The sequence below is a fragment of the Bombiscardovia apis genome, assembly GCF_033095945.1.
GTDB classification, from domain to species: domain Bacteria; phylum Actinomycetota; class Actinomycetes; order Actinomycetales; family Bifidobacteriaceae; genus Bombiscardovia; species Bombiscardovia apis.
This window is the reverse complement of sequence record NZ_AP026800.1, coordinates 1,518,699-1,545,639: the sequence shown is the minus strand read 5'-3', so window position 1 is coordinate 1,545,639 and position 26,941 is coordinate 1,518,699. Positions and strand designations below refer to the sequence as shown.

General features: G+C 56.5%; 17 protein-coding genes, 1 tRNA gene and 1 pseudogene. 12 read left to right on the top strand and 7 right to left on the bottom strand.

Annotated elements, in window-relative coordinates:
- Positions 1-80 precede the first annotated feature (80 nt).
- The 4 genes from truA (at position 81) to R8377_RS06210 (ending at position 5,247) form a co-directional block, all read left to right on the top strand.
- On the top strand, positions 81-1,040 hold the full coding sequence (truA, locus tag R8377_RS06225; RefSeq protein WP_317642631.1) for a tRNA pseudouridine(38-40) synthase TruA: 960 nt from the start codon (positions 81-83) through the stop codon (positions 1,038-1,040).
- A gap of 82 nt (positions 1,041-1,122) precedes the next feature.
- A tRNA-Ser gene (locus R8377_RS06220) sits at positions 1,123-1,208 on the top strand.
- A 401-nt stretch (positions 1,209-1,609) separates the two neighbouring features.
- On the top strand, positions 1,610-2,929 hold the full coding sequence (locus R8377_RS06215; RefSeq protein WP_317642630.1) for an MFS transporter: 1,320 nt from the start codon (positions 1,610-1,612) through the stop codon (positions 2,927-2,929).
- A 77-nt stretch (positions 2,930-3,006) separates the two neighbouring features.
- The gene (locus R8377_RS06210; RefSeq protein ID WP_317642629.1) at positions 3,007-5,247 is read left to right on the top strand and encodes an exo-alpha-(1->6)-L-arabinopyranosidase; all 2,241 of its coding nucleotides are present in this window, start codon (positions 3,007-3,009) and stop codon (positions 5,245-5,247) included.
- A 133-nt stretch (positions 5,248-5,380) separates the two neighbouring features.
- Here R8377_RS06210 and R8377_RS06205 read toward each other — a convergent pair whose 3' ends face one another.
- The gene (locus R8377_RS06205) at positions 5,381-6,379 is read right to left on the bottom strand and encodes a hypothetical protein (RefSeq protein WP_317642628.1); all 999 of its coding nucleotides are present in this window, start codon (positions 6,377-6,379) and stop codon (positions 5,381-5,383) included.
- Between the two features lie 78 nt (positions 6,380-6,457).
- Here R8377_RS06205 and nusA point away from each other — a divergent pair, with 78 nt between their 5' ends.
- The 6 genes and pseudogenes from nusA (at position 6,458) to R8377_RS06180 (ending at position 13,806) form a co-directional block, all read left to right on the top strand.
- Complete coding sequence (gene nusA / locus R8377_RS06200) at positions 6,458-7,675, top strand: transcription termination factor NusA (RefSeq protein ID WP_317642627.1); 1,218 nt, start codon at positions 6,458-6,460, stop codon at positions 7,673-7,675.
- Between the two features lie 188 nt (positions 7,676-7,863).
- Positions 7,864-7,953 (top strand): annotated as a pseudogene (locus R8377_RS07845) (translation initiation factor IF-2 N-terminal domain-containing protein); the annotation flags it as partial.
- The gene (gene infB / locus R8377_RS06195) at positions 7,942-10,752 is read left to right on the top strand and encodes a translation initiation factor IF-2 (protein WP_425605045.1); all 2,811 of its coding nucleotides are present in this window, start codon (positions 7,942-7,944) and stop codon (positions 10,750-10,752) included. The pseudogene R8377_RS07845 and the gene infB, both read left to right, overlap by 12 nt.
- 48 nt (positions 10,753-10,800) lie before the next feature.
- Positions 10,801-11,415 (top strand): 30S ribosome-binding factor RbfA, encoded by a 615-nt coding sequence (rbfA, locus tag R8377_RS06190; protein WP_317642625.1) that lies wholly within the window; start codon positions 10,801-10,803, stop codon positions 11,413-11,415.
- A 71-nt stretch (positions 11,416-11,486) separates the two neighbouring features.
- Complete coding sequence (gene truB / locus R8377_RS06185; RefSeq protein WP_317642624.1) at positions 11,487-12,506, top strand: tRNA pseudouridine(55) synthase TruB; 1,020 nt, start codon at positions 11,487-11,489, stop codon at positions 12,504-12,506.
- A gap of 43 nt (positions 12,507-12,549) precedes the next feature.
- Entirely contained in the window at positions 12,550-13,806 is a 1,257-nt protein-coding gene (locus R8377_RS06180) for a riboflavin kinase (protein WP_317642623.1), read from the top strand.
- A gap of 365 nt (positions 13,807-14,171) precedes the next feature.
- Here R8377_RS06180 and R8377_RS06175 read toward each other — a convergent pair whose 3' ends face one another.
- The 5 genes from R8377_RS06175 to radA all read right to left on the bottom strand — a co-directional run bounded on the left by R8377_RS06175 (position 14,172) and on the right by radA (position 25,051).
- Complete coding sequence (locus R8377_RS06175) at positions 14,172-17,438, bottom strand: RCC1 domain-containing protein (RefSeq protein WP_486598978.1); 3,267 nt, start codon at positions 17,436-17,438, stop codon at positions 14,172-14,174.
- 534 nt (positions 17,439-17,972) lie between these two features.
- Positions 17,973-21,209 carry an RCC1 domain-containing protein gene (locus tag R8377_RS06170; RefSeq protein WP_331669481.1) on the bottom strand — a complete coding sequence of 1,079 codons (3,237 nt, stop codon included), beginning with the start codon at positions 21,207-21,209 and terminating at the stop codon, positions 17,973-17,975.
- Between the two features lie 454 nt (positions 21,210-21,663).
- Positions 21,664-22,623: a leucine-rich repeat domain-containing protein gene (locus tag R8377_RS06165; RefSeq protein ID WP_317642620.1), complete on the bottom strand. Its 960-nt coding sequence runs from the start codon at positions 22,621-22,623 to the stop codon at positions 21,664-21,666.
- Positions 22,624-23,110: 487 nt separating this feature from the next.
- Complete coding sequence (locus tag R8377_RS06160; protein WP_317642619.1) at positions 23,111-23,590, bottom strand: cupin domain-containing protein; 480 nt, start codon at positions 23,588-23,590, stop codon at positions 23,111-23,113.
- A gap of 57 nt (positions 23,591-23,647) precedes the next feature.
- Positions 23,648-25,051 (bottom strand): DNA repair protein RadA, encoded by a 1,404-nt coding sequence (gene radA, locus R8377_RS06155; RefSeq protein ID WP_317642617.1) that lies wholly within the window; start codon positions 25,049-25,051, stop codon positions 23,648-23,650.
- A gap of 149 nt (positions 25,052-25,200) precedes the next feature.
- Here radA and R8377_RS06150 point away from each other — a divergent pair, with 149 nt between their 5' ends.
- Together R8377_RS06150 and R8377_RS06145 are read left to right on the top strand one after the other, a co-directional pair.
- A complete protein-coding gene (locus tag R8377_RS06150; RefSeq protein WP_317642616.1) occupies positions 25,201-25,845 on the top strand; it encodes a hypothetical protein in 645 nt (214 codons plus the stop codon).
- Positions 25,846-25,918: 73 nt separating this feature from the next.
- A complete protein-coding gene (locus tag R8377_RS06145) occupies positions 25,919-26,008 on the top strand; it encodes a 30S ribosomal protein bS22 (RefSeq protein ID WP_003817716.1) in 90 nt (29 codons plus the stop codon).
- Between the two features lie 162 nt (positions 26,009-26,170).
- Here R8377_RS06145 and rpiA read toward each other — a convergent pair whose 3' ends face one another.
- Entirely contained in the window at positions 26,171-26,869 is a 699-nt protein-coding gene (gene rpiA / locus R8377_RS06140) for a ribose-5-phosphate isomerase RpiA (RefSeq protein ID WP_317642615.1), read from the bottom strand.
- Between the last annotated feature and the right edge of the window lie 72 nt (positions 26,870-26,941).

The following is a 26,941-nucleotide window of genomic DNA, read 5'->3' as shown; positions in this document are numbered from 1 at the left end:
CATACTTGTATGCGCTGGCAAAAACAATGTGATGTATGCCTGAGTAATCAGTTCGTGGCAGGGCGTGAGAAGGAGAGCGGATGGAGCGCGAAATAGTCCGTCTACGTATTGATTTAGCCTACGAAGGCACTCACTTCTACGGTTGGGCCCGTCAGCGCGAACTGCGCACAGTCCAGGGCGAAATTGAAAGAGCTTTGTGCAAAGTCTTACACTTGAGCTCACCGGCGAGGACGGCCATCAGCGAGGAAAATTTTGGCACTGAAGCCTGGAAACCCCAACTGGTAGTCGCTGGTCGCACTGATACGGGGGTCCATGCATCCCATCAGGTCTGCCACTTAGATATCCCACACGAGCGCCTAGCAGCAGCTGTGGGGCACATGGACGCGCCTCCTGTTCTAGCTTTAGAGCGAAGGATACAACACGTTGTACCGAGAGATATTGCGATCCACTCAGTCAAGGAAGCCCCTTCTGGTTTCGATGCCCGCTTTTCGGCACTTGAGCGCACCTACGTATATCGGGTTTGTGATGACCTATCGGCCCTAGACCCCCGTTTGCGCTCGTTTGTATTGCCCATAAGCACCCGCTTGGACGTGGATTCAATGAATCAGGCGGCAGCTACAACTATCGGCCTGCATGACTTCGGCTCTTTTGCGACTCCAAACCCTGGCGGTACCACGATTCGCAAGGTGAAATATGCTCACTGGGATCGCGTGCCCTCCCGCCCTCTGATTGCCAAGGCTGGGGGAGCGGCGCCCGCTTATGAAACGCCTGTGGCAGAGGCAGGGTTGGTGTGTTTCACGATCGTGGCCGATGCCTTTGCACGCAATATGGTTCGTTCTCTGGTCAACGGCTGTCTCAAAGTCGGTACGGGCAAGCGCAGCCTTGATTGGTTCCACAGCAAGATAGAGCAGCCTGTTCGCGAGGGTTCTACGGGCCCCATCGAGGCTTGTGGACTCACCTTGGAGCAGGTGGCATACCCGCCAGACAACCAACTTGCCATCCGCGCCCAGGCCATCCGTGCCAAGCGAACGCTCCCGTAAACCCGCCGGTTTGCCCTATCAGTCGCTTGCCTGTGGCATAATAGAACGGTTGCTGCCTCAGCTTCGGCTGGCGCAAGCGCAAGGATAAGTGTCCGAGCGGTCTAAGGAGCACGCCTCGAAAGCGTGTGAGGGCAACCCCCTCCGCGAGTTCGAATCTCGCCTTATCCGCCTTTTGGGGTTCCACCGTGGTGTTGGAACCCCATTTTTTTAAGTGGCTTGTTGAGAGCACAGCTGTTGTGGACTCGCAGTTTGCGTATTTGAAAGCCTTGCTTCCGGCTTGTTATTAGATAGACTTACGGGTTTTGAGACATTTCCTGTAGTAAGTGTCAAAATAATCACAATTGATTATGCGACCGCGTAGGTGTGTGCACTGCTATTTAGTGCCTGAAACATCAGGGCTAAGACTAGCGACCAGAGGGGTCGACACGGTTCGATACTCAGTTGACATAGGTCGAGAATTGTAGTTGCATGAAGAGATGCGTTCAACGGAACGAACTCATACCGTATCATAGCAACGATGCGAACTGTAGTTTTCAATGGTGCAAACGGCACATGAGAAGGAGGTACCAATGGCAGGTACAACGAATGGTGATGCAGGTGGGCAAGTATTGTCCTCCACCCCCAAGATATCTGAACTAGCAACAAATCTCGCTCCTGACACAGGTAAGCCATTAACGAAAGGTAAGAGCCTTCGTTTTGCGTGCGGCTTTGCTCTAGTCTCAATTCTATGGGCCCTTCCCTTCTTCATGGGTTCAAGTGTGCTTTTACCCCATGTATTTGATGGTATGAAGGGAGTCTCGGCCGAAGGTGCTATCGGCTTGGTCAACTCTATTAGTGCGGTGTTCTCCCTAGTGGCCAACATCGTTTTCGGCGCACTTTCAGACATGTCACGCTTCAAGGTGGGCAAGCGCACTCCTTGGGTTATTACCGGCGGTATTATTGCTGCTGTTGGCTATGCAATCGCTTTTAATACACAGAGTCTTGCTGTAGTCGTAGCTGGCTGGTGTGTGGTTCAGGTGGGCCTCAACTGTATTATTGCACCAGCTGTGGCTGTGCTTTCTGACCGCATTCCTGAATTGACTCGTGGTACTTTCTCAGCGCTCTACGGCGCTGGCATGATCGTGGGCCAGCAGTTGGGTACTTTCGTAGGTTCCTTCTTCTTGTCGAATGTTCACACCGGTGCCATCGTCGGCACTGCCATCTTCTTCTTCTCAGGTATTATCGTGGTTTTGGTTTGGCCGCGTGAGCAGTCCGCAGCTACGAACGACACTAAGGTTTCTGCCGCAGATATTGCCCGCTCTTTCATTCCGCCGACTAAGGGTGCTCGCGACTTCTACCTAGCTTTGGGCGGCCGCTTGGTCTTCGTAATTGGCGCTTTCATGATTTCGGGCTACCAGCTTTTCATCTTGCAAAAGTACATCAGCCTGAGCTTAGACGAGGCCCAGACAGCTTTGCAGGTTATCGCAATTATCACGGTAGTTACTACAATCGCCGCCTCTGCGGTCTCTGGCCCGCTCTCCGATTTCCTGCAGCGTCGTAAAATTATCGTCGCCGCTTCGACTGTATTGTTCGCAGTCGGTATGGCGATTCCCTTCTTTATCCCCACCGCCACTGGTATGTATATTTACGCTGCTCTGGCTGGTATTGCCAATGGTTGCTATATGTCTGTGGATCAGGCACTCAATGTCGACGTGCTGCCCAACCCAGAAGAGGCTGGCAAGGACTTGGGTATTCTCAACTTGGCTAACACGGTCGGTCAGGTTTTGGCCCCCGTATTCACCACTAGGGTTATCGCGATTACTGGCGGATACAAGATGGTCTTCCCTGTGGCAATCGTCTTCTTGCTGGTGGGCACCTTCTTCATCATGGCCATTCGCAAGGTCAAGTAAACGTTGTAATAACCATGCTGTTGGCCCGCGTGTAGCTCAATGAGTTGGGCGGGCTGCGGCTCGTGGAAAGGAATATCATGACAGAACACACTCATGTGAATGCAAGTGATTTGAGCTTGGAAGAGGAAGCCTCGCTAACTTCCGGATCCGATTCCTGGCACGTTCAAGGATTGGAAGAGCAAGGTCTCGAAGGCTACATGATTACCGACGGCCCTTACGGTCTGCGTAAGGCCAAGGACTCGGCTTCTAACGATGTATATGGCTCTGTGCCAGCTACTTGCTTCCCGCCCACCGCGGGTCTGGCATCCTCTTGGAACCCAGAACTCACCCGCGAGGTGGGTCAGGCCATGGGCGAGGAGTGCGTGCAGGAGAAAGTTGCCGTCATCCTGGGCCCCGGCGTGAACATTAAGCGCAGTCCCTTGGGAGGCCGTAACTTTGAGTATTGGTCAGAAGACCCAGTGCTCACCGGCCATCAGGCTGCCGAACTGGTCAACGGTGTGCAATCTGAGGGCATTGGTACCTCCGTTAAGCACTTCGCCGCCAACAATCAGGAAACCGAGCGCCTGCGCGCCAGCTCCGATATGGACGAGCGCACCCTGCGTGAGATCTACCTGCCAGCTTTCGAGTACATCGTGAAGCATGCCAAGCCTTGGACGCTCATGTGCGCATACAACCGCTTGAATGGCGTGTTTGGTTCCGAGAACCGTCGATTGATGACGGACATTCTGCGCGACGAATGGGGCTTCGATGGCATTGTGATGTCTGATTGGGGAGCAGTTCACAACCGCGCTGCCGCCCTGAACGCAGGCCTCAATTTGGAGATGCCACCTTCGGCCAGCGATGGCGAAGTAGTCGAAGCAGTCAAGGCTGGCGAGCTCAGCAAGGAGCAGCTCGACAAGATGGCTCAGGGCATGATTGACTTGATTGAGAAAGCCAAGCCTGCTATGTCTCGTGAAGGCTACCGCTACGATGTGGAAGCCCACAACCAGGTGGCCCGCCAGGCAGCTTGCGAATCGGTAGTATTGCTCAAGAATGAGGACTCCATCCTGCCTCTGCGCAAGGGCGAGAAGGTAGCTGTCATCGGTGAGTTCGCTCGCACTCCGCGCTATCAGGGCGGCGGCTCCTCCCACATCACCCCTACAGTGGTTACCAACGCGCTCGATGCTTTCGAGCATTCAGGCGTGGAAGTGGACTTCGCTCCCGGCTTTACCCTTGACGACGCTGCTCAAGACGAAGAGCTGACTCAAGAGGCTCTGCATGTAGCCAAGCAGGCCGATAAGGTCGTGCTCTTCCTCGGCTTGCCTGAAGATGCTGAGTCCGAGGGCTTCGATCGCACCAGCCTCGACATGCCTGCCAAGCAGGTAGAGCTCCTAGCTAAGGTGAGCGAAGTCAATCCGAACACGGTTGTGGTATTGTCCAACGGCTCCGTGGTGAGCTTGACTGATTGGCTGCCACAGGCCAAGGCTGTGCTTGAGGCATGGCTGCTGGGTCAGGCTGGCGGTCAGGCAATCGTTGATCTGCTGCTGGGTGAGGCAAACCCCTCGGGTAAGCTGGCTCAGACCATTCCGATGCACTTGAGCGATGACCCCACCGTTATGAACTTCCCCGGTGAAGAGGGCCATGTGCGCTACGGCGAGGGCGTGTTTGTGGGATATCGTTACTACGACACGTTTGACAAGCCCGTGCTTTTCCCCTTCGGCTTCGGTCTGTCTTATGCCAACTTCGAAGTTACCGACGTATCTGTAGAGAAGTCCGGCAAGAACCAAGTGAGCGTGCAGGCCACGGTTACCAACGTTTCCAACGTTGATGGCGCTCAAACGGTGCAGGTCTACGTGGCTCCAGGGCAGGCAAGGGTCAACCGCCCCTCCCACGAGCTTAAGGCCTTCAAGAAGGTCTTCCTCAAGGCAGGGGAGTCTAAGAGCGTCTCTATGAGCTTGGACGAGCGTGACTTTGCCTACTGGTCTCAGACTATGAACGATTGGCACGCCGAGGCTGGCACTTACGGCATCGAAGTTGCCACTTCTTCTCGCGACATTGTCAAGCGCGTTGACGTAGAGATTGAGGGCGACGGCAAGAGCTTCCGTCTGAACGAAGAGTCCAGCATGGGCGAGTGGGAAGAAGATCCGATTGGCGCTCCCATTCTGCGCAAGAAGGTTGAGGAACTGGAAGCCGAGGGCGTGCATTTGCCCGACGATCCGAACACGATGATTCTCTTCCGCACTATGCCGATGGGTACTGTAGTGACCTTCTCTGGCGCTGACGGTCGCAAGGTAACGCGCGATCTGCTGGCTGCTTACCAAGCTGTAACAGCTGAGTAAAGCAATTAGCAACAGCCCCGTCGCTAAGCTCGAATGCATACGGCGGGGCTGTTTTGTATCTTATGCCTGCCAATTGGGGGAGGGGCTACCAGGGGCCTAATAGAGAAGAAACGGGTGGGCTCGGCCTTGTTGCTTACTCCTGTGAGCTGCCTGCTGGTGCAAGCAGCAAATCGTCGTTGGCTGGGTAGCCCTGCTCAAGCGCAGTGTAAAGATGGGCCGTTGCTAGGGCCGAGAAAGTGGTGAGGGCCGAAAGCTGCTCTTGGCGCACGGTTTGAGCTGGGGCTGACTTGCTGGTGCTGCCATCTTTTCCTTGTTGTGAAGCTGATTTGTGGCTCTTGGTGGTGTTCCTAGCAAAGCCTTGGAAGGCCTCCAAAAGGAAGCGCGAGCAGTTGGCCTCTACCACTGCTGCGGTGGGAGCTTCAACGCCGTTGGCAGGGTCGCGCATGGTAACGGGATGGTCCAAAAGCGGCTGGGCAGAATACACGGCCTTGCGCGGGTCTGAGCCGGGGATAGCGGAGGCTAATTGTTGGGCGGCTGCATGGTGGCGGTCGCCTATCTTGAGTAGTGCTGAACCATCCGAATCGGAGCGGGCAGCGAGAAGAGTGGTCGAGAAACCGGCTTTGTCTTCTGCACGTGTAGCTAATTCGAGCTGGGCTGGCGCAAGAAGTTTGGCAGCTTGGCCTAAGGTTTGTTGGGCTTTTATGGTCATGTCAGCTGGGCTGGTCACGGCGATGGCAGCCTGCGGAGTTGCGAGCGATTGCTGATAGGCAACGTGCCAGGCGAGAGCGGAGCGGGTCACGGCTTCCTCAAAGCGGGTGGGGCAGTGCAGGGCGACATCTTGCCAGTGTCGGGCTTGCGACAAGGGTAACAGTATGCGTGAGCCGGCGCTGCGAGTGTAGAGGGGATCGGCGCTGGGTGATTCGTCTCGATGGGCTGCCGTCCAAGCCTGATCGCAAGGGCTTAAGGCCACTTGAGCTTGGCGGGGGTCTGCCTGCTGGAGGCTAATGGCCGGTGAACAGCCTGCTAACAGTACGCTGCTAGCGCACAGGGCTAGAACCGCGCCGATTCGGGCCCTGCGGTGCGCTAAAGAGGAGCTTAGAGCGTGCGTCGTGAAGCCCGAAAGTGTCTGCATGAAAGGCTAGAATAGTCTAGATTGCAGACCGTAAGCCATTCGGCTTGCAAGACGTATAACTTCATAGGAGGTCTTGACATGGAATTAGACCTAGCTGAGATTCATCAGTTAGCAGCCGAGCAAGGAATTGATGCTGAGACCTTGGACGAATCCCTGAGCGAAGCTTTGCGCTTGGCTTATTCGAAGATGCCCCACGCTTCTAGGCATGCCCGTGTGGAGCTAGACGATAGGGCAGGGACCCTCACTATTTGGGCCCAAGATGAGATTCCTCAAGAGCCCACTGTCGACAATCCTTACCCCGCTCCCATGCTGGGTGCTGAATACGACGACACGCCGAAAGACTTTGGGCGAGTTGCTGCTTCTACCGCTCGTGGAGTACTCAACGACCTCTTCCGTTCGGCCGAAGACCAGCGTATTTTTGGCTCTTTTGCTGGGCAAAAGGAACATCTCATCACAGGCGTGGTACAGCAAGATGCTTCTGACCCCATGAATGTGCATGTTTCTGTGGGCGATGTGGAAGCGATTTTGCCCAAGCGTGAGCAGGTGCCGGGCGAGCGTTATCGCCACGGTCAACGCATCCGCGTCTACGTGGTCACCGTCTCGCGTGGTCTCAAAGGCCCAGAAATCGTGGTCTCGCGCTCGCATCCCAATTTGGTTCGCAGACTCTTTGAGTTGGAAGTGCCCGAGCTCAACTCTGGTGCAGTTTCCATCATGGGCATAGCTCGTGAGGCTGGCGCTCGCACCAAGATTGCGGTTCGTGCTAATGCTAAGGGAGTGAATCCTAAGGGTTCGCTGATTGGTCCTAACGGCGCTCGCGTGCGGGCAGTGATGGAAAATCTCGGTCCTGAAAAGATTGACATTGTCGATTGGTCGGAAGATCCCGCCCAGTTCATCTCGGCTGCGCTCTCTCCTGCCAATGTGCGCGAGGTCAATATTATTTCGACTCGCAACCAGACTGCTATCGCTTATATTCGCGATGCTCAGCTCTCGCTAGCCATTGGTAAGGAGGGGCAAAACGCCCGCTTGGCTGCCAAGTTGACTGGTTGGAAGATTGGCATTGAGTCTCTTGAGGTGCATCAGGCCAAGCTCAAGGCCCAGGAGCAGATTCAGGCTGCCGAAGCGCAAGCTCAAGCCCAGGAAGCTGCCGAAACGGCGGGGGAGTCAACCGCTTCGCCAGAGCTGCCCACTTCTGTTCCAGCTGCTGACGAGTCAACTCAGACTCCATCGCAGACAACAGCAGATAGTGCAAACGACTCTGAGAGTGCTCCAGCTGCTTCGTCTCAAGGCGAAGAGTAGTAATTCAAACATCCGTATGCGCGAGTATGCTTGAAACCGTATCCGAAGTGAGCGGCTTCAAGCTGCCCGGATACGGCTAAAGAGACGAGGTAACACAATCATGGTCGCACGATGAGACAGGATATGTTCACCGTCAAAATGGAATGACTGCGCCTTCATACGCGCGGTCGGTGTAAGGAGAAAAATAAGTGCCCAAAGCGCGCGTGTATGAGTTAGCTAAGGAGCTTGGCGTAGACAGTAAGACTGTCTTGAGCAAGCTCAAAGAAATGGGAGAGTTCGTTAAATCGGCATCTTCGACTGTCGAGGCGCCAGTAGTGCGTCGTTTGAAGAACGCTTTCCCCGCTGGAGACCAGCAGTCAGCCAGCCCAGAGAGCAGCCCTAAGAAGGCCGCTCCTCAGTCTCAACCAAAGACATCAAGTGCAAGTTCGGCCAAGCCGAGCCCAGCTAAGCCGGCAGCTAAGAAGCCTGCCGCTCAGAGCACTCCAGAAACTGTTACTCCTCAGCCGGCCAGCAAGCCAGCTGAGCCTCAGGAAGCCCCCAAGGCCAGCCCAGCAGCACCTGCTCAGCCGACCGAGCGTAAGGCTCCTACTCCTGCTGCCCCTCGGCCAGCTGCGAGCAGCAGCAAGCCCGGTCCGGCCAAGCCTGCCGCCGAGAGCAAGGACTCCAGCAAGCAGCAGAGCAAGCAGTCTGCCACGCCTCGCCCGGCAACTCCTGGAGCGCAGCCTGGCCCACATGCCGCTGCAAAGCCCGGTACCCGCAAGGGAGCTGGCGCTCCCCGCCCCGGAAACAATCCCTTCAGCCGCAAGCAGGGCATGAAAGCTCCTGTTCCTAGCGACATTCCTCGCCCTCACCCGATGGCTAAGCCCAGCATTAACGACGGGCGCCGCGGTGGTGGCAACAACGGTGGCAACGGCAATGGTCGCGGTCACTTCCGCAACGGGCGCCCGGGTCAGGGTGGCGGTGCCGGTGGCGCAGGTCGTCCAAACCAGTGGGGCCATAGCCGTCCAGGCGGTCAAGCTGGCGGCGGCGCACGCCCAGGTCAAGGTGCGGGCGCAGGAGCAGGCGGCGGCAATCGCTTCGGTGGTGGCAGCGCTCCTGGCTTCCAAAACTCCGGTCCTACCGGTCATAGCCACGGTCACGGCGGTGCAGCAGGTGCTTTCGGTCGTCAGGGAGGCAAGTCTTCCAAGGCCCGTAAGAACCGCATGGCCAAGCGCCAAGAGTTTGAGGAGATGAAAGCACCTACCATTGGCGGCGTGCGTATCCCCGCAGGCAATGGTCAAGAAGTGAAGCTGCGTCAGGGCGCAACCCTGTCGGATTTGGCAGAGAAGATTAACGTCAATCCAGCAGCCTTGGTCACTGTCCTCTTCCACTTGGGCGAGATGGCTACAGCTACGCAATCCCTCGACGAGGCAACCTTCGAGATTCTGGGTCAAGAAATTGGCTGGAGCATCAAGATTGTTTCCGCAGAGGAAGAAGACCGTGAGCTTCTCCAGCAGTTCGACATCGACCTCGACTCTGAACAAGAAGGTCAAGACGACAAGGATCTCAAGCCAAGGCCACCAGTGGTTACGGTTATGGGTCACGTTGATCACGGTAAGACTCGATTGCTCGACACCATTCGCCAAACGAACACTTCTGCCCAAGAGGCCGGCGGCATCACCCAGCGCATCGGCGCTTACCAGGTGAACGTCGAGCTTGAGGGCGAGCCTCGCAAGATTACCTTCCTCGATACCCCAGGCCACGAAGCCTTTACGGCTATGCGTGCCCGCGGTGCTGAGCTCACCGATGTGGCTATCTTGGTGGTTGCAGCAGACGACGGCGTAATGCCTCAGACCGTTGAAGCTATTAACCATGCCAAGGCTGCTGAAGTGCCAATCGTGGTGGCTGTCAACAAGATTGATGTCGACGGCGCCAACCCCGACAAGGTGCGCGGTCAGCTCACTGAGTTCGGTTTGGTTTCTGAGGAGTATGGCGGCGACACCATGTTCGTTGACATCTCCGCTAAGCAGGGCACTAACGTAGACAAGCTTCTCGAAGCTGTGCTCTTGACTGCCGATGCAGACCTCGACCTTCGTGCCAACCCGAATATGGATGCGCGCGGAGCCACTATCGAAGCCCGCCTCGACAAGGGCCGCGGTGCTGTGGCAACTGTGCTTGTGCAGCAGGGTACCTTGCATGTGGGCGACGCTATCGTAGCCGGTTCGGCTTACGGCCGCGTGCGCGCCATGCTCGACGAGAACGGTCAGCAAATGAAGGCTGCCGGTCCTTCGACACCAGTTCAGGTCTTGGGCCTTACCTCGGTGCCGACCGCAGGCGAAGTCTTCATCGTGGCCCCCGAGGACCGCACGGCCCGCCAGATTGCTGAGAAGCGTGAGGCTACCACCCGCGCAGCCCAGCTGGCAAAGCGCCGCAAGATTGTCTCTCTGGAAACCTTGAACGAGCAGTTCGCCAAGTCCGAGGTCGACATGCTCAACATCGTCATCAAGGGCGACTCCTCTGGTTCTGTGGAAGCGCTGGAAGATTCCTTGATGAAGATCGAGGTCTCCGACGAGGTCGGCATTCAGGTCATTCACCGCGGTGTGGGTGCAATCACCCAGAACGATGTCAACTTGGCAACGGTCGACAAGGCCGTTATCATCGGCTTCAACGTACGACCCAACCGCCAAGTGGCGGAGCTGGCCGACAACGAGGGCGTGGAGATCAAGTACTACTCGGTCATCTACCAAGCCACCGAAGACATCGAAGCCGCACTCAAGGGCATGCTCAAGCCGGAATACGAAGAGACCACGACCTCCCATTCGGAGATTCGCGAGATCTTCCGCTCCTCCAAGTTTGGCAACATCGCAGGCGTTATGGTCCAAGATGGTACCGTCAAGCGTGGCACCAAGGCTCGCATCTCCCGCGATGGCGTTGTTACCATCAACGACTTGGAGATTTCCACCCTGCGTCGTTTCAAGGACGACGTCAACGAGGTGTCCGAAGGCTACGAGGCAGGTATCAACCTCGGCGACTTCAACGACATTCAGCTGGGCGACATCATCGAGACCTTCGAGATGCGCGAAGTTGAGCGCAAGTAGGACTCGCCCTTGCAGCAAGCAGTACACGAATACGAGAAGGAGTAAGCGGTGGCCTCTGGCACGAATCCAAGAGCGGTGAGAATAGCATCCCTCATCCAGCGGGTCATCGCTTCCTCACTCGAAACTCACATGCACGACAAGCGTCTGGATGGGGTGACCATTACCGAAGTGCGCGTCACCAACGACATGCAGATTGCCAAGGTGTATTGGACACAAATCGGCAGGCCCGGGCACGAGGAAGGCGAGCGTAAACGCGCTCAGCAGGCCTTGCGTCAGGCTACGGGCCGCCTGCGCTCTCTGGTGGGGGCTAAGGCGGGCCTGCGGCTCACGCCAACCCTGCGCTTTATCTACGACGATGTGCCTACTCAGGCCACTGAAATCGAAGATGTGCTGACCGTGGCACAAAAGCGCGATAAGGAGCTGGAGGAGGCGCGCGCCAACGCCCAGTACGCAGGGGATGCCGACCCATACCGCCATGACGATGACGAAGCTGAGGAAGCAGAATCTGAGGCAGGCGATTCCGGCGAAACTGCTGGCAGTGAAGACTCCAGCAACAGCGGCAGATTCGACAATATCGCGGCCTTTAACAGCGGCGATCCCAACGATTCTGCGGCACTTAATTCCTTGAATGATGCAGGCGAAGGCGAAATTCCTCAAGCCTGAACTACACGAGGGCTGGCCTAACGCAAAAGTTGGGCCAGCCCTCGCTCTATAGAAAGCGACCAGTAGGGTTCATGAAGAGCGGGATACTGATTGTAGACAAGCCCCAGGGCGTGACCAGTCACGACGTGGTCGCTGCCGTGCGCTCCCGGCTTGGACTGCGCAGGGTGGGCCATGCAGGAACCTTAGACCCCATGGCTACCGGAGCGCTCGTAATTGGTTTTGGCCAGGCCACCCGCTTGCTCAATGTGATTGTGGGCCACGATAAGACTTATGAAACCACTATCCGCTTAGGGCAAGCCAGCGAAACTGACGACGCTGAAGGCCAGTTACTGCCTGCTCTAGACGGCGCTGCTGAGCGCATCGAACAGCTGAGCCAAAGCCAAGTGGAAGAGGCCATTGCCAGCCATTACACCGGCCAGATTGAGCAGGTGCCCAACGCTTACTCGGCTATCAAAGTCGACGGCAAGCGGGCCTACGAACTCGCCCGCCAAGGCCAAACGGTGGAACTCAAAGCACGAAGCATTACCATTATCGAGTTCAGCCTACTGGGCTGGAAGCGCACGCAAGCAGCCAACGGAGGTGCGGTAATCGATGTACAAGCCCGTATCTCTTGCTCTTCGGGCACCTATATTCGCGCCCTTGGCCGAGATTTGGGCCGCGAACTCGGCGTGGGCGGGCACTTAACCAAGCTCAGGCGGGTGCGCGTCGGCCGTTTTGACTTGACCGATCCGGCCCTAAGCCAGCGTGTGCTCACCGCGCAAGCAGTGGCCCATAGCTTTACCGACCGCCAAGGCCAAGAGCAGACCCGCAACAAGGCCATACTCGACCAAGACCGGGAGCAGATACTCGCCTCGGCCGTCAGCCTAGTGGAAGCCGCCAAACTGGCCATGCCCACCACCCAAGTGAGCCTAGAGCAGGCCCAAGCCCTCCAGCACGGCCAATTCCTGCCCGTAAGCCTCGCAGATCCCACGGCAGCCCTCTTGAGCACCGGGAGTGGGGAAGGCGGCCCCGAGCAGCTGGTGGCCCTCCTAGAGCGCCGAAATGACCATAGTGCCAAGCCCTCGGCCGTATTTACTCTTGAAATCGCCTGAAAAAAGACCATACTAGAAGTAAGTGGCAAGCAGATAGGAAGCAATGAAAGTCAGCAGACTCGAACCAGACAGCAGCGGCATTGTCGACTGGCCCACGCTCTCGACCACCAAAAAGAGCGTCGTAACCGTAGGCGTATTCGACGGCATGCACCGCGGGCACCAGGCCGTCATCGAACGGGTAGTCTCCCTAGCTCACGAGCAGGGCGAATACGCGGTCGTCATCATGTTTGACCCCAGCCCCAAGCGGGTGCATTCTTACGCCGAGGCCCACTCTGGCGCGGAACTGCCCTCGGGCGAGCCCACGCAAGACGCAGACGAGCTGATGCCTGCTTCCGAGCGTATGCGGCTCATGAAAGAGCTGGGCGTAGACTGGGTGCTTTCCGTGCGCTATACGCTGGCTTTTGCGGCCAAATCATTCCGCTACTTCCTCGGCGCGCTTGTAGGCAAGCTGGGCATGGGCACGCTAGTCTTAGGCCGGGATGCCACTATGGGGGCTGGGCGTGCGGGCAATGTCGAAGCTATCGAAGACCTTTCTCAGGCTACCGGCGTCTTTACGCTCGAAGTTGTAGACGATGCCGGGCCCGGAGACGCTTGGGTGCCGCAGAGCATCGAAGCGCAAGTGCCGCAAGGCCCCGGAGAGCCGGGCGACCCGCTCGAAGGCATGAGCAAGGCCGAGCTGCGCGCTTGGACCAAGGCCCACGCCTGCAAGAAGGTTCGCACCTGGAGCTCAACGAACGTGCGCTACCTGCTGGCTAGCGGGCGAGTGGGCGCAGCCAATGAGATTTTGGGCCATGCCCACGCAGTCGAAGGCGAAGTGGTCCACGGCGAGCAGCGGGGGCGCGAACTGGGCTACCCGACGGCCAATATTGGTCAGGACTACGAAGGCTATATGCCGGTCGACGGTGTATATGCTGGCTGGCTAGTTGATTTGGGGCCTATCGAACAGGCGAGTGAATCTGCTGAATCAGCCAAGGGTGACGAAGGCACGCAAACCCACGTTTCCGCCTCGGGGCAGGAAACTCGGCTGGCAGCGGGGTCGCCCTGGCGCTGGCCGGCAGACATTTCTATCGGCTCCAAAGAGACCTTTGCGGGCGAGGGTCAGCACTACGAGCGGGTACTTGAGGTCAACGCTATTGCTGGCGATGACTGGCTGGAACTCTACGGACACAAGGTGCGCGTTGAGTTCTTGGCCTACTTGCGGCCCCAAGAGAAGTATGCAGACGCCGATGCGCTCGCTCAACAGTTGAAGCAAGACGCGGCTGATTCCTTGCTCATAGCCCAGCAGAGCGAAGGACGCTAGGGGAGAGCTGTTTTGTACGGCGGTATGTCTCGATAGGCATACCGCCGTTTTTTGTTTTTTTCAGGCAGGATAGGTTTTCTAGACTCGGTTTTTGGTTTTTGGTTTTTGGCTTTGGGCTGGCTGGTTTTGCTTCGCTTTTTTGACGGGTGCTTTGAGTTTGGGTGCTCTGATGCTTGGTTGGGTGCCCGGGCGCTGGCGGCGGGGTTGGCTGTTCAGCAAGGGGAACTGCTTATTGCTTCACATCCAACCCCGCCGCCAGCTTGCTTGCGCATTGCTGGCTTTGATTCCTACCTTAGTTTGCGCTTTGCTCTTGCGGTTTGCTTGTTGCTTCGTACTTTAGGCTTCACTTTCGTTTTGCCTTGCCTTTACTTAATGGGCTGGGCCTGGCTGCTGCGGGGTGAGTGTTTGCCTTGGCTTTGTGTGCGCTGCTTGCTGATTTCGTGGCCTGCGTATACTACTGCCGCGAGGGTGGTCAGGGCTAAGAGGGTTCCGCCTCCTATGCGGTAGAGGGGTATGGCTCCGGCTTGGGGGAGGGTGAACATGGTGTAGTAGGTGAAGCCGGGGGTGATGGTGTAGTCGGGTTGGGTTGCGCCGCTTTTGGTCCATTTGATGGTGACGGGTACGGTTCCGTCTGGGTGGGCTGGGCTGTTGCCGGTCCAGTTGCCGCTGCCTGTTTGGTAGGTGGGGGTTATGGCGTGGGCGATGTCGCCGAATTCGGCTGAGCTGATGTCGATTTTGTTGGCTTGTACTGGTTGGGGGTCTGGCCGGTAGTAGTCTGGCAAGCTGTTGGTGTCGTCGCCGAGCTGGCCATCGCTGTTTTTGCCCCATGCGTAGGGGCTGCCGTCTGGGCTGAGTGCCAAGACATGTTGACCTCCTGCACTTATTTGATTGACAGTGCTGGGCAGGCTGCCGCCGGTTATTTGTGTTGGCGTGTAGCTTGATGTGTAGTTGTTGCGTGAGGTGCCAAGCTGACCATACATGTTGCTGCCCCATGCGTGGATGCGGCCGCTGGTGTCGAGTGCGAGAGCATACTGGGTGCCTGCGCTGATTTGTTTGATGCCACTGGCTGGCAGGCTACCGCCGCTAGCTCTCCCGGGTACCGGGTTCGGGGTCTCGATATGATTGTTGACCGACCGGCCGAGTTGGCCACTGCTGTTGTCTCCCCATGTGTAGATGCGACTTTGACTGTCTAAAGCCATGGAAAAGTCAAAGCCTGTGCTGATTTGGATGATACCTGTGGCGGGTAGGAGTCCTCCGCTTACCTGGGTTGGTGTGGGGTTCGCTGTGGTATCAGCAGTCCAGTTGCCTCCGGTGGCGTTGGTGCTGTTGCCGAGCTGACCGGTAACATTCCAACCCCAAGCATAGACACGGCCTTGAGTATCGAGAGCCATGCCATGATGTCCTCTAGTGCTGATTTGGGTGATACCAGTAGCCGGTAGACTACCCCCGCTCACTCGCACTGGCGTGGGGTTTGCGAACGTGTTCGCATCTCCGTTACCAGTGTTTGTATTGTTGCCCAGTTGTCCGTGGTTGTTCCAACCCCAAGCATGGATACGGCCTTGATTGTCTAGTGCTAGCGCGTGACATGTGCCTGCGCTGACTTGGGTGATAGCGTTGGCGGGTAGGCTACCGCCGGTTACTTTCACTGGCAGGGGGTTAGCAGTGGTGTTGGTGTTACCGCCGCCTGTGTTGGTATTGTTGCCGAGCTGGCCGAAAGCGTTCCAGCCCCAAGCGTAGACGTTGTAGTCATCGCCGAGAGCAAGCGAGAACGCGCTGCCTGTGCTGACTTGAACGAAGTGCACGCCTGCTGGGGTTTGTACCCGAGTGGGTAGCTTCCGGTTTGCGTTGGTGTTATCGCCGAGCTGACCATACTGATTGCTACCCCAAGCGTAAGTGTTCCCATCTGAGCCGATAGCCAGTGTATGGAAGGCCCCTCCACTGATTTGCGTAAAGCGCAGGCTGGTGGTTTTAGGGTTGACGCTGATGGTGACGGGGATGTTGCCTGCCACGGGGCCGGCTTTGGGGGTGATGTCGAAACTGAAATGATCCCAGCGAGCAGTCAACGTCATGTTCGCAGTAACTGGGTCAGCCAGGTTCCAAGGCGCCCCATCCGCCTTAAACCAGCCCGTAAACTGGTGCCCTGCCCAAGTTGGTTCGGTGGGCCAGTCGAGGGGTTCGTCGTTGTAGACGGTTTGGTCGGGTGGGCCTGTGGCTTTGCCGGCTCCTTCGCCGAGGTCGAAGCGGATGGTGTAGATGACTTTGTATTCGTAGTGCAGTGTAATAGCGCTTTGCACGACAGTAGAGATTCTTCCGTTGCTTTCTGTGTAGGTGAGGCTCCAGTTGACTTTGACGAGTACTTTTCCTACTGGGTGTAGGGGTACGTTGACGGTCCATGCGCCGGTGGTTGGATTATCTGACCGTTTACTGGCAGTGGTTCCATCGAACGTGACACTTGTGATAGTTGGTTTAGGCATAGGCACCTGATAGGGGTCTGGATGGCAGGCAACACTGATGTTGGGGTAATCGTTACCGCCGTTGCCGAGCTGTGCGCCGTAATTGGTGCCAAAAGTGTATGCTTGGTGGTTGCTGCCCAAAAGTAAAGTGTGTCTGTTTCCTACGCTTACTTGTTCTATTGAAGCGGGAAGCGCAGAGTTCGTAATCTGATACATTCCGGAACCGGCTAGATAACACACATTGGGGTGGACACCAAGTTGACCAAAAGAATTGTCGCCCCAGCCGTAAGCTTTGTGGTCACTGCCTAAAAGAACAGCGTGGTCAAAGGAAGGAGAAGTACCGTATGCGTTTCCATTTTTGCTGACGCTGATTTGAAGAATACTTGGCGGTAAAATACTGCCTCGGGGGTGGCTGTATCGCACGGATAGAGGCAGGTAGCTGACGGGTGAGAATCCGGTTTCTCCCCAGATGTAGGCTTGGTGGTCGCTTCCTAGGGCCATTGAGCTGCGTCCGCCAGCATCGATTTGGATAACGCTGCTTGGTAAAGCTCCGCCTGAAACTACGACTGGTGTCGGGTTAGCTGTCTCCACGTTGAGATTCGCGGCATTACCGAGCTGGCCCGAATCATTAGAACCCCATGCGTATACACGATGATCACTGCCAACGACCAGTGAGTGCAGCCCTCCTGCGCTGATTTCGATAACTTTCGCAGGAAGAGCTCCTCCCGTGACTTGTGTAGGTGTACTATTCGGATTGCGAGTATGTATATTTGAGGTGTTGCCTAGCTGTCCAAATTCGTTGCTGCCAAAGGCGTATACGCGACCGTCACTGTCTAACACGAGTGAATGCGATTCGCTTGCGCTGATTTGGGTGATTGTTGCACCGGGCCTCATTGGTATTCGACTAGTAATATCCACCGGAACACGAGTGGAAGAAACACCTCCATCGAGAACTGTACCTAATTGACCCCAGTAGTTACCGCCCCAAGCGTAGACATGTCCGTCGTTACTTAGCGCAAGATTATGGCCCCAGCCCCTGCTGATTTTTACAAACTGGACACCGTCCGGGGTGCGAATCGGAATCGCTCGAGTTTGATCGCCTCCCCACATGTAAATGTGTCCGTCTGAACCAAGCGCCAGATTCCCATTACCCCGGCTGGATACCTGAGTGACTGTAATACCAGTTGGCGGTGTAGGAGGAGTGATATTAGCTGTTGCTGGAGCGTTGGCTACTCCTCTGGTGGGGGTGAGGGTGAAACCGTCTACGGTTTCGGAGCTTGGGGTGCCGCCGCGGGTGAGGGGGTTTGACTGGGCTTGTGGGGTTGGGTTTGCGTGTGCGGGTGCCGCTAAACTAGCGGACCCCCCCCCCCAGGATGGTCAAGGATAGGAGCGCCGCCACGGCGCTCGCCATGCGAATGTGTCGCATAACCCCTCCAAATGGGCTTGTAGAGCGCTCGGCAGCGCTTGGCCCGTGTAAAACTTGAAAACTGTGCAATTGGGCGAGTGCGTCGAGTATGGTTCCCCAACCAGTTTGCGCGCAATACCGCCCCTAACTAGTAGCCCAGTCTACCATTACAACCGGAGCACTCGCGCCCAACCCAATCCCCAAGCGCGTAATTTGCCTGTTCCATAGTCGTCATCGCCAGACCTCCCAGCGTAGCTCAACTCAAGGGAACTTGAAAGCACAAGCCTGTTCTCTTGGGTTGAGCGGCTCTAACGTGTTGCTTCGGCTGGCATGGGGCGTGTTGAGTGCTTGCCCTGCGTGCGCTGGCGGTGTTTACTTATTTCGTGACTTGCACACACTACAGTCGCGAGACTGGTGAGGGCTATGAAACTTGCGCCGGTGAGACGTCGAAGTGGAATGGCTCCAGCTGTAGGGAGGTTCCATTGGTAGGTGTAAGGGAGGGAGTAGTCAGCTTGGGCGATTCCGTCCAGGGTCCAGTGGATGTTGGTAGTGATTTGACCGGGGTTGTGTGCCGGAGCGCTGACTTTCCATGTTTCGTTGGTGCTGTCCCAGATGGGGGCTGGTGTGGCTTCGGTTTGGTCGAAAGTGATGCCAGCGACGAGGAGCTCTTGTAAACCAACTTGTATAGGTTCGTTTCTGTCGAGAGTAGTACTGTCGCCGAGGAGGCCACCGTCGTTCCAACCCCAGGCGTAGGTATGTTTGTCGGTACCTATAGCGAGATTATGCCAGCCGCCGGCGCTGATGGTGGTGAAGCGGCCTGTGGCTTGGAGTGCGCCGCTGTGGGTGAGGACGGGTTCGCTTTTATCCGTGTCGCTACCGTCGCCTATCTGATCGTATGCGTTCCATCCCCACGCGTAAGTCTTGCCGTCGCTGCCGGTAGCGAGGTTGTGTGCGCCGCCCGCGCTGATGGTAGTAAATCGTTCGCTGGCGGGCAAGGCTCCGTGGTGGACTAGTACGGGTTCAAGCTTAACGTAGTACGTGGTGCCGTCGCCGATTTGGCCCATGTTGTTTTCTCCCCAGCTATAGATTTGACCGTCTGAGCCGAGCGCTAGAGAATGGTATCCGCCTGCGCTTACAGCGATGAAATGCTCACTGGAGGGAAGTGCTCCGTCATGAATGAGAATAGGTTCGCTTTGATCCCCGTCGTAGCCAACTGGGATGTCGTTGATGGTATTAGTGTTACCTCGAATGCCGTTGCCGAGCTGACCGCTACTGTTGAACCCCCAAGAGTAGGATCTATGGTCGCTGCCGGTGGCGAGGGTGTGCCAGTATCCTGCGCTGATTGAGGTGAATCGCTCGTTGGTGGGTAGCTCTCCGTGGTGGGTGAGGACGGGCTCAGTTTTGTTGGCGCTGGTGTGCGAGGGGGTGCCGTTGCTTTCGTGGGCGGAATTACTAGTGGTGCCGTCGCCTAATTGGCCGTGGTTATTGAGTCCCCAAGCGTAGGCTTCGTAGTTGGTTCCGAGAGCTGCGGAGTGGTAGAAGCCTGCGCTGATGGTGGTGAAGTGTTGGCCTGTGGGCAGGGCTCCGTTGTGGACGGCGACGGGCTTGTGTTTGTCGATGGTGGTGCCATCTCCCAATTGGCCGTAGCGGTTCAGTCCCCAAGCGTAGACGTTGCCGTCATCGCCGAGCGCTAGGGCGTGGTAGCCGCCTGCGCTGATAGCGGTGAAATGCACGTTGGTTGGGGTATGTACCTTGACTGGTAGCTTGCGGTTGGTGGTGGTGTTGTCTCCCAATTGGCCGTATTGGTTGTTGCCCCACGCATACGTGTTACCGTCCGAGCCTATGGCTAGTGAGAGGTAATAACCTGCGCTGATTTGCTGGTAGACGATGCCATTTGGTGGGCTGGGTGGGGTGATGTTGACCGTGTTACCACCACTGGCGGGGCCGACGGCTGGGTTGAGGGTGAAGGACCATTCCTCCCATTTAGCGGTCAAAGTCATACTGCTGGTGACGGGTTTGGTAAAGTCCCAGTAGTCAGTGCCGTTAGTAGTCCAACCCGTGAACCAGTGGTGTTCCCATGTGGGCGTTGGGTTGGGGTATTTAATGGGCTTGTTCTCGCCAGCGGAAATAATTTGGTCTGCTGGTGCAGGGCTGCTGGTGTGGCCTGAGGCAGCGCCCAAATCAAAGTGGACAGTGAACGGGGGAAGGTAAAGATACCTCAATGTATCGGTCGGCTGCGCAACGCCTCCGATGGACCATTCAACGTATACATTGATTGTTCCTGCTGTGTGTGCCGGCGACTTGCCGGTCCAAGAGCCTGAAACTGTGTTGATGCTGCCGGAGACCACAGTAGTGTCGAAGGTTACTTTTGTAATACGAACATCTCCTCCGACTCGAACAGGAGACTCATAATATGTTATGCCTGTTCCGTGTCCAAGGAGGCCGAAGCCGTTTAGTCCCCAACCGTATGTATTGCCATCATTACCCAAGGCGAAAGAGCTGTTATAACTCGCAGCAATATCGGTAAAAAGTACTCCCGCCGGCTGATCCACTTCAATAGGGGTGGCAACCCACTGATTATCTCCGGGCGTACCGCTCGCTCTCCATTGATTAGAGGTAGCCTGATTTCCGAGTTGCCCGTAGGCGCCTTCTCCCCACGCGTATGCTTTGCCATTATCTCCTAAGGCGACGGTGAAAGCGGATCCTCTGCTCATCTTGGTGATATGAACTCCCGCTGGCATGAGAGGATGAACAACTGTAGGGGCATTCACGCTTGGAGTACTGACCCCATTACCGGTTCCGTCGCCAAACTGTCCCTTACTAGTACTGCCCCACATGTAAGTGTTGCCGTCAGTAGCTGTCGCACTATAAGTGTTGTCGCCGACGGTAACGCTATTGTATTTGTATCCTGCGGGAGGTGGGCAAGATAAGGCGGAGTTGCTAGGTTGGCCGCTTGGACCCCACAAGTAAATAGTTCCATCTGAACCGATGGCGGCGGATTTATAAGTTAATGAGCTTATATCGGTTATGGTTGCAGAGCTTGGAAGAGCTGTTACTAGTGTGGGAGTGGAACGGGAATTGCTATCTCCCACACCCAGCTGCCCGCCGCCCACAAAACCACTATCTACCGTATTTGAGCCCCAAGCATATACTTTGCCGTTACTGGCTAAAGCAAGACTAAAATTAGCGCCGGCAGCTATTTTAGTAAACCGTGTGACGCCAGCTGGCATAGGGATTTTTGTGGGTTTGTATCGGGCAGTAGTATCTCCCAAGCCGAGTTGCCCGGTTAAATTGGATCCCCAACTGTATACATATCCGTCATCTCCTAGGCCGAGAGAATGGTTTCCCCTTTGTGTACCAACTTTTACCTGTGTGAACTTGATGCCGGGAGGAGTTACAACTTGGACTGGTAGGAAACTTTCCGTAACTGAGGGATTGTTGTTTCCGAGTGCTCCGTTATAATTCGAGCCAAACGCATACGCATTTCCATCGTTTCCTAAAGCTACTGAATGAGCCATTCCGGAACTAATCTGTTTGAATGTCACATTGGGCAATATGTACGGAGTAATAGTGACATCTGTATTGCCTGAAGCTGGGCCAGAAGTAGGTGATAAGTGAAAAGAATGGTTTGGGTCAGCGTGAGCCTGTTGAACAGGCTTTAACGTCCCCCCCCCCCAGGAGGGCTAGAGCTAGTGCGAGCACAACTGCGCTGGCTGAACGGAAACCACGCATTATTCCTCCAAACGGGCAGATAGAGCAACAACCAGCTGCTAGCCCGTGCAAATAGTCAAGTAAAAGTATGTGGGCTCTACGCAGCCGTTTGGTTCCCCAACCGTTGGCATGGCAAAGCACCCTTCTAGCTGTTTAGTTTAGCATCATTGGCTGAGTGCTTGGTTTGGTTTGCTTTCATTCGTGTGGTGCCCTTTGCTGCGGCGGCGTTGTTGGGCTAGTTGGTGGCCGGCGTAGACCAGGGCAGAGAGGCCGGTGAGGAGTAGGAGGCTACTGCCGGTGAACCGGTGGAGGGGTATGGCTCCTGCTGTGGGGATAGGTAGGGGGGAGGCAGGCCTTCCAGCGTGCTTTTAGCGTCATGTCGGTGGTAACAGTGTCTGTGTCGAAGTTCCACTTGGCTCCGGTGTCGACGTTGTACCAGCCATCGAGGTATCGGCTGGGTTTGCTGACTTTTACCGGCGGTGTGACTTTTTCGTTTTGGTGGTGGGCTTGGTCTGCGGGTTGCGGCGTGCCACCGTCTGTGTCGAAGCTGACGGTTAATCCGGGTACCTGTTGCGCGAAGGTGCCGGAGTATGTGAAGTTAATCTGTGGTAAACCGATTAGGTTGTCTGGAGTGTTGACGGTGCCGGTGTAGTTGAAGTTGTATTGGTGGTCGCCGGGCATGGTCTTATCCCACGTCATGATTCCAGTAGTAGCATCGAAGCTTTTACCAGAGGTGGGTGTTGATGGTTTGGCTGTATCTTCTAGCGCAACTTGGTGTGGGCTTACTGTGTTGTTCACTGTTGCCGGTCCTAAGCTCATGGGGTTGTGCTCGTCAAAGTCAGGCTTATCTGGCAGGCGAATGTACTGCTTGCTGATATCTAAACCGCTGAGATTGGTGAGGTTGGCTAGGGGTGTGAGATCACCAACACGGTTATTGGATATATCGAGAAAATTGAGTTCAGTGAGGCCACTTAAGAACGACAAATCGCTTATACGATTACCCTTTTCCGTTTCACCATTACCGCCAAGTAGAAGAGTGCCGAGTTTAGTGAGATTCTGTATGCCATTGAGATTGGCGAGATTGGTGTTGTAGGCCGAAAAAGAGGTGAGGTTAGTGAGAGCAGCCATTGGCGTAATATCGGTGATTACATTCCACTTGAGTCTGGAACTAACTTCCACGTTATTATTGAGGTCTAGGCTAGTGAGTTGGGGAAAATATTGTATGCCACTGAGGTCGGTGATGCTCATGTTTCCGAGAGCCAGGGACGTAGTAGCATACGCAGAACTGGGTAGCGGTACGTTGGTGCTGTTTGATGTGAACCGGGTGGCGAGTGCTTTGCCAAGAGAAGGACTGAAACATTGACTGATGGGGTCAGTTGCGATATTGCAGGCAGGCGGCGCTGGTGGGGTTATGGGTGCTGGTGGCGTTGCGTGGGCTTTTGGCGGGCTTGTTAGACCCCCCCCCCCAGGATAATCATGGATAATGCCACGAGTGCAGCACTACACTTGTGCTTGACGCGCATAAAAATACCCCTATACGTTGAAAACAGCTATACGGTGCTGATTTCAACATGCAAATTTCGCTGCGCACATGGCTGATATGGGTTTCCCAACCAACAGCCGCAAGGCGCACTATCTTATATAAATAACAAGTGTAGCACTGACAGCTGTAAAAGCTACTGCTGTCAGTGCTACATAACCGTGTTTTGTGGGGTAGCTCTTACTAAAGCCCCAACTACTCTTCGAGAATGAAGCCGTCGAAGGTGAAGCCGGGGCTTACTACGCAGGAGACTAGGGCGTCGCCTTGGCCGGGGAGGGTGCGCTGCCAGCAGCCTTCGGGCACTACGAAGTGGCCCACTGGAATCGTTGATTCGTCTTGGCTGCCGCCGTTGGTGAGTTGGGCTCCCAAGGTAATGAGGGTGCGCTCAGCTGGGTCGCTCGCAGGGGCGTCGCCGTAGCCGCCGATTTCGAGTTGGACCGGGGCCGGGCCGTGCCAGAGCCAGATTTCGTCTGCGTCTACCTTGTGCCAAGCGGAGGCGTCGCCTTGGGCCAGGAGGAAGTATATAAGCGAAGACAGGGGGCGGGTGGAGGCGGAATCTTCGCGCTCGCTCAGCCAGTCGGCCACATACCAGCCGCCTTCGGGGTGGGGCTCCAGCCCCAAGCGCTTGACTACTGACTGGGCGTAAGGACTCATCGCTGCTAATTCAACGCTCATTGGGGCCTCTTTCTTCGTTCAATGCTTACTCTTGGAAGACTACTCTCGCGGGTGACTTTAGCGCACCCCTAGGGCTTCCAAGGCATCGGCAAGGGTGGATACTTCCACGACTTCCAAGCCGGGCGTGCGCTCAGGGGCTCGGCTGGAGCGGCTCACCGGCACGATAGCGCGCGTGAAGCCTAGGCGGGCCGCTTCTGAAAGGCGGTGGGCCAGCTGGGGGACGGGGCGCACTTGGCCAGTGAGGGAAATCTCACCCATAGCGCAGGTGGTTTTGGCGATTGGCTTAGAGGAGGATGCCGAAGCTAGGGCGGCGACAATAGCGAGGTCGCAGCCCGGCTCCTTGGCGAGGCCGCCAGCGATGGTGGAGACATAGAGGTCTTTGGTGAGCAGGTTGACTCGCCCGTGCCGATACAAAACCGCGGCCAGCATGGCTAAGCGGTTGGCGTCGATACCGTTGGTATTGCGCCGGGGAGTAGGCAAGACGGAGTTAGTGACTAGAGCCTGCACTTCGATTGGGAGGCTGCGGTGGCCGTCGAGGGTGAAGGTGACGCAGGTGCCTTCGATGGGGGCCTCCGAAGTGGAGAGGAAGAGGCCTGCTGGGTCTTTGACCTCTTCGATGCCTTGCCCGCTCATATCGAAGCAGCCCACTTCGTCGGTGGGGCCGAAGCGGTTTTTGGCCGCGTGGAGCATGCGCAGAGCCGTCTGGGAATCGCCCTCGAACTGGCAGACCACGTCGACCAAGTGCTCCAAGGTGCGCGGGCCTGCGATAGCGCCGTCTTTGGTCACGTGGCCCACGAGCATGATGGGAATATCGTAGGTTTTGGCCACATCAATCAGGGCCGAAGCCACCTCGCGCACCTGAGTGGAGCCGCCCGAAATGCCGTCAACATCTTGGGAAGTAATCGTTTGGGCCGAATCGACGATGGCGAGAGCGGGCTTGTTTTGCTCAATGAGGCCCAAAACTGTGCCTAAATCGGTGGTGGCGGCCAGCAGGAGGGAGTCATCGATAGCGTCTACTCGCGAGGCCCGCATGCGCACTTGGGCTTGGGATTCCTCGCCGGAGATGTAGAGCACGCTGCCCTCGGAGGCCTTGGCGATATTGCCAGCGGTCTCTAGCAGCAGGGTTGACTTGCCGATGCCGGGCTCGCCAGCTACTAAAATGACCGAACCGGGCACCACGCCGCCGCCCAATACGCGGTCGAACTCTTCAAAACCGGTAGCAAGGCGGGTCATGCTTTCCGTGCCCACTTGGGTGATGGGCTGGGCTTGAGCTTCGGCAGAAAGCACGCTCGCCTGGGTGCGTTTGCCTGAGCCAGATGCGCCTGCTGAGCGCTTGGACGGCCTCGCCTCGTGGAACTCTTCGATTGTGCCCCACTGGCCGCACTCGGGGCAGCGGCCGAACCATTTGGCCCCGGTCCAGCCGCATTCGCTGCAAACATACTGAGTTGTGCTTTTTGCCATACCTGCGACGCTATCGGCCTTGAAGGACAAGGTGGCTTCGAGTTCGTTGCCAGCGCAAGGGGCGAGTGAAGTGGTCTGAATTGAGCGGTTTGTGGAAGTTTTGGCGGGCTCGGGCGGGCACTTTACAGCCCTTGTGAGAGAATCGAAGTATGCCTGACAATAAGCCTAATGTTGAAGCAAAGAGCCAGTCTGTCGTCGTCCGTCGGCGGCGTCTTGCGCTGGTTATTGGTGTAGCCGTAGTGGTGATTTTGGTGCTTTTCTCTGCTTATGTGTGGCCCCACTGGGCTGCCAAGAGCACGACCCAAGCGCCCGCGGCCTCGCAGACCGGTGCGGCACACCCAAGCCAGCCTGCCAGCAAGCCTACGATTACTGCTCAGCCTCTGCCAGCCAACGCCACTGATTTGCTCAAGGCCATGCCTGATTCGGTGGGTGCTTTTGCGCGAGTGAAGGCCGACGCGGCCACTGACTGGGCTGCTTCCGCGCCGATTGAGGAATACACGATTGCCTACTCAACGGGTAGTGAGGGCAAGGATGTGGCCCTGCACGTGGCTCAGTGGAGTCACGATGAAGACGCAGACAAGCACTACCAGTCCATGCTCTCCTCGCTCACTGGCAAGGAGCTGGCTTCGGGCAAGGTCAAGGTCTCGGGCAAGGAGACGGGCTCGTATGTGGAGCGCGAGGATCCTGCCAATGCAAAGCAGTCGGTTGTCTTGTGGCGCAACGCCACGGTGACCTTCCGCCTGGAGGGGCCCAAGGCAAGTGTTGAGGCCTTTTATAAGGACTTCCCCCTGTAAAGGTCGGGTAATCGGTGTATTATTAGGCGAGTTGCACACTTACTATTAGTTTTTAAGGAACGGAGGCTCGCCGATGGGTTCTGTCATCAAGAAGCGCCGCAAGCGTATGAGCAAGAAGAAGCATCGTAAAATGCTGCGTAAGACTCGTCATCAGCGCAAGTAGTCTTGGCGCAGGTCTTTTGGCTATATAGCCGAGAGCCCCTCCCGTTTCCGTGAGCATCTCATGGCAGCAGGAGGGGTTCTCTTTTTTTGCGCGCGACTATGTATACGCCGATGCCCCGCTGCGCCGAGTGGGCAGCGGGGCATCAGAGCAGTTTGCGAAAGACTACTTGTTGGAGTTGGTCATGACGCGGGGGCCGTGGGGGTCGCCTACGATGACGGTGTCTACCATGTTGAGGAAGAGGCCGTGCTCGACTACGCCCACCGTGTTGATAAGGTCTTCAGCCAAATCTTGCGGGTGGTCGATGCAGTCCATGTGGAGGTCGACTACGTAGTTGTTTTCGTCGGTACGAACCGGCTTGCCGTCCTCAGTCAAGCGCAAGACGGGCTTGTAGCCGCGGTCTTCGAAACGCTTGATAACGTGGCCTGCACCGAAGGGGATAACCTCAACGGGCAGGGGGAACTTGCCGATGGTGTCAACAATCTTGGACTCGTCAACAATCCACACGATTTTCTTGGAGTTGGTGGCTACAATCTTCTCCCAGAGCAGGGCCGCGCCGCCGCCCTTAATGCCGTTGAAGTCCTTATCAACCTCGTCTGCGCCGTCGATTGTGACATCAACATGGTCAACTTCGTCAATGTCTACAATCTTGATGCCGTAGCTTTCGGCCTGCTCTTGGGTGCGGCGGGAAGTGGTAACGCCGGTGAACTCCAGGCCCTCTTCCTGGGTGCGGCGGCCCAGTTCGTCTACGAGGAAACGAACCGTGGAACCGGTGCCAAGGCCTGCAATCATGCCGTTTTCTACCAGCTTTGCAGCCTCAATGCCGGCCGCCTTTTTCAGCTCATCTTGCTGTGTCTTATCCATCGAATCTCCTTCGCACGACCGGATTGCGCCGGGCGTTGTGTGCTAACTCTTTTAATACTACGCGAGGCACCG

Coding starts and splice junctions, on each gene's coding strand:
- R8377_RS06210 (WP_317642629.1), top strand. CDS start 3,007: ATGACAGAACACACTCATGTGAATGCAAGTGATTTGAGCTTGGAAGAG.
- R8377_RS06145 (WP_003817716.1), top strand. CDS start 25,919: ATGGGTTCTGTCATCAAGAAGCGCCGCAAGCGTATGAGCAAGAAGAAG.
- R8377_RS06180 (WP_317642623.1), top strand. CDS start 12,550: ATGAAAGTCAGCAGACTCGAACCAGACAGCAGCGGCATTGTCGACTGG.
- radA (WP_317642617.1), bottom strand. CDS start 25,051: ATGGCAAAAAGCACAACTCAGTATGTTTGCAGCGAATGCGGCTGGACC.
- rpiA (WP_317642615.1), bottom strand. CDS start 26,869: ATGGATAAGACACAGCAAGATGAGCTGAAAAAGGCGGCCGGCATTGAG.
- infB (WP_425605045.1), top strand. CDS start 7,942: ATGGGAGAGTTCGTTAAATCGGCATCTTCGACTGTCGAGGCGCCAGTA.
- R8377_RS06160 (WP_317642619.1), bottom strand. CDS start 23,590: ATGAGCGTTGAATTAGCAGCGATGAGTCCTTACGCCCAGTCAGTAGTC.
- R8377_RS06150 (WP_317642616.1), top strand. CDS start 25,201: ATGCCTGACAATAAGCCTAATGTTGAAGCAAAGAGCCAGTCTGTCGTC.
- R8377_RS06165 (WP_317642620.1), bottom strand. CDS start 22,623: ATGAGCATCACCGACCTCAGTGGCATACAATATTTTCCCCAACTCACT.
- R8377_RS06205 (WP_317642628.1), bottom strand. CDS start 6,379: ATGCAGACACTTTCGGGCTTCACGACGCACGCTCTAAGCTCCTCTTTA.
- nusA (WP_317642627.1), top strand. CDS start 6,458: ATGGAATTAGACCTAGCTGAGATTCATCAGTTAGCAGCCGAGCAAGGA.
- R8377_RS06215 (WP_317642630.1), top strand. CDS start 1,610: ATGGCAGGTACAACGAATGGTGATGCAGGTGGGCAAGTATTGTCCTCC.
- truB (WP_317642624.1), top strand. CDS start 11,487: ATGAAGAGCGGGATACTGATTGTAGACAAGCCCCAGGGCGTGACCAGT.
- truA (WP_317642631.1), top strand. CDS start 81: ATGGAGCGCGAAATAGTCCGTCTACGTATTGATTTAGCCTACGAAGGC.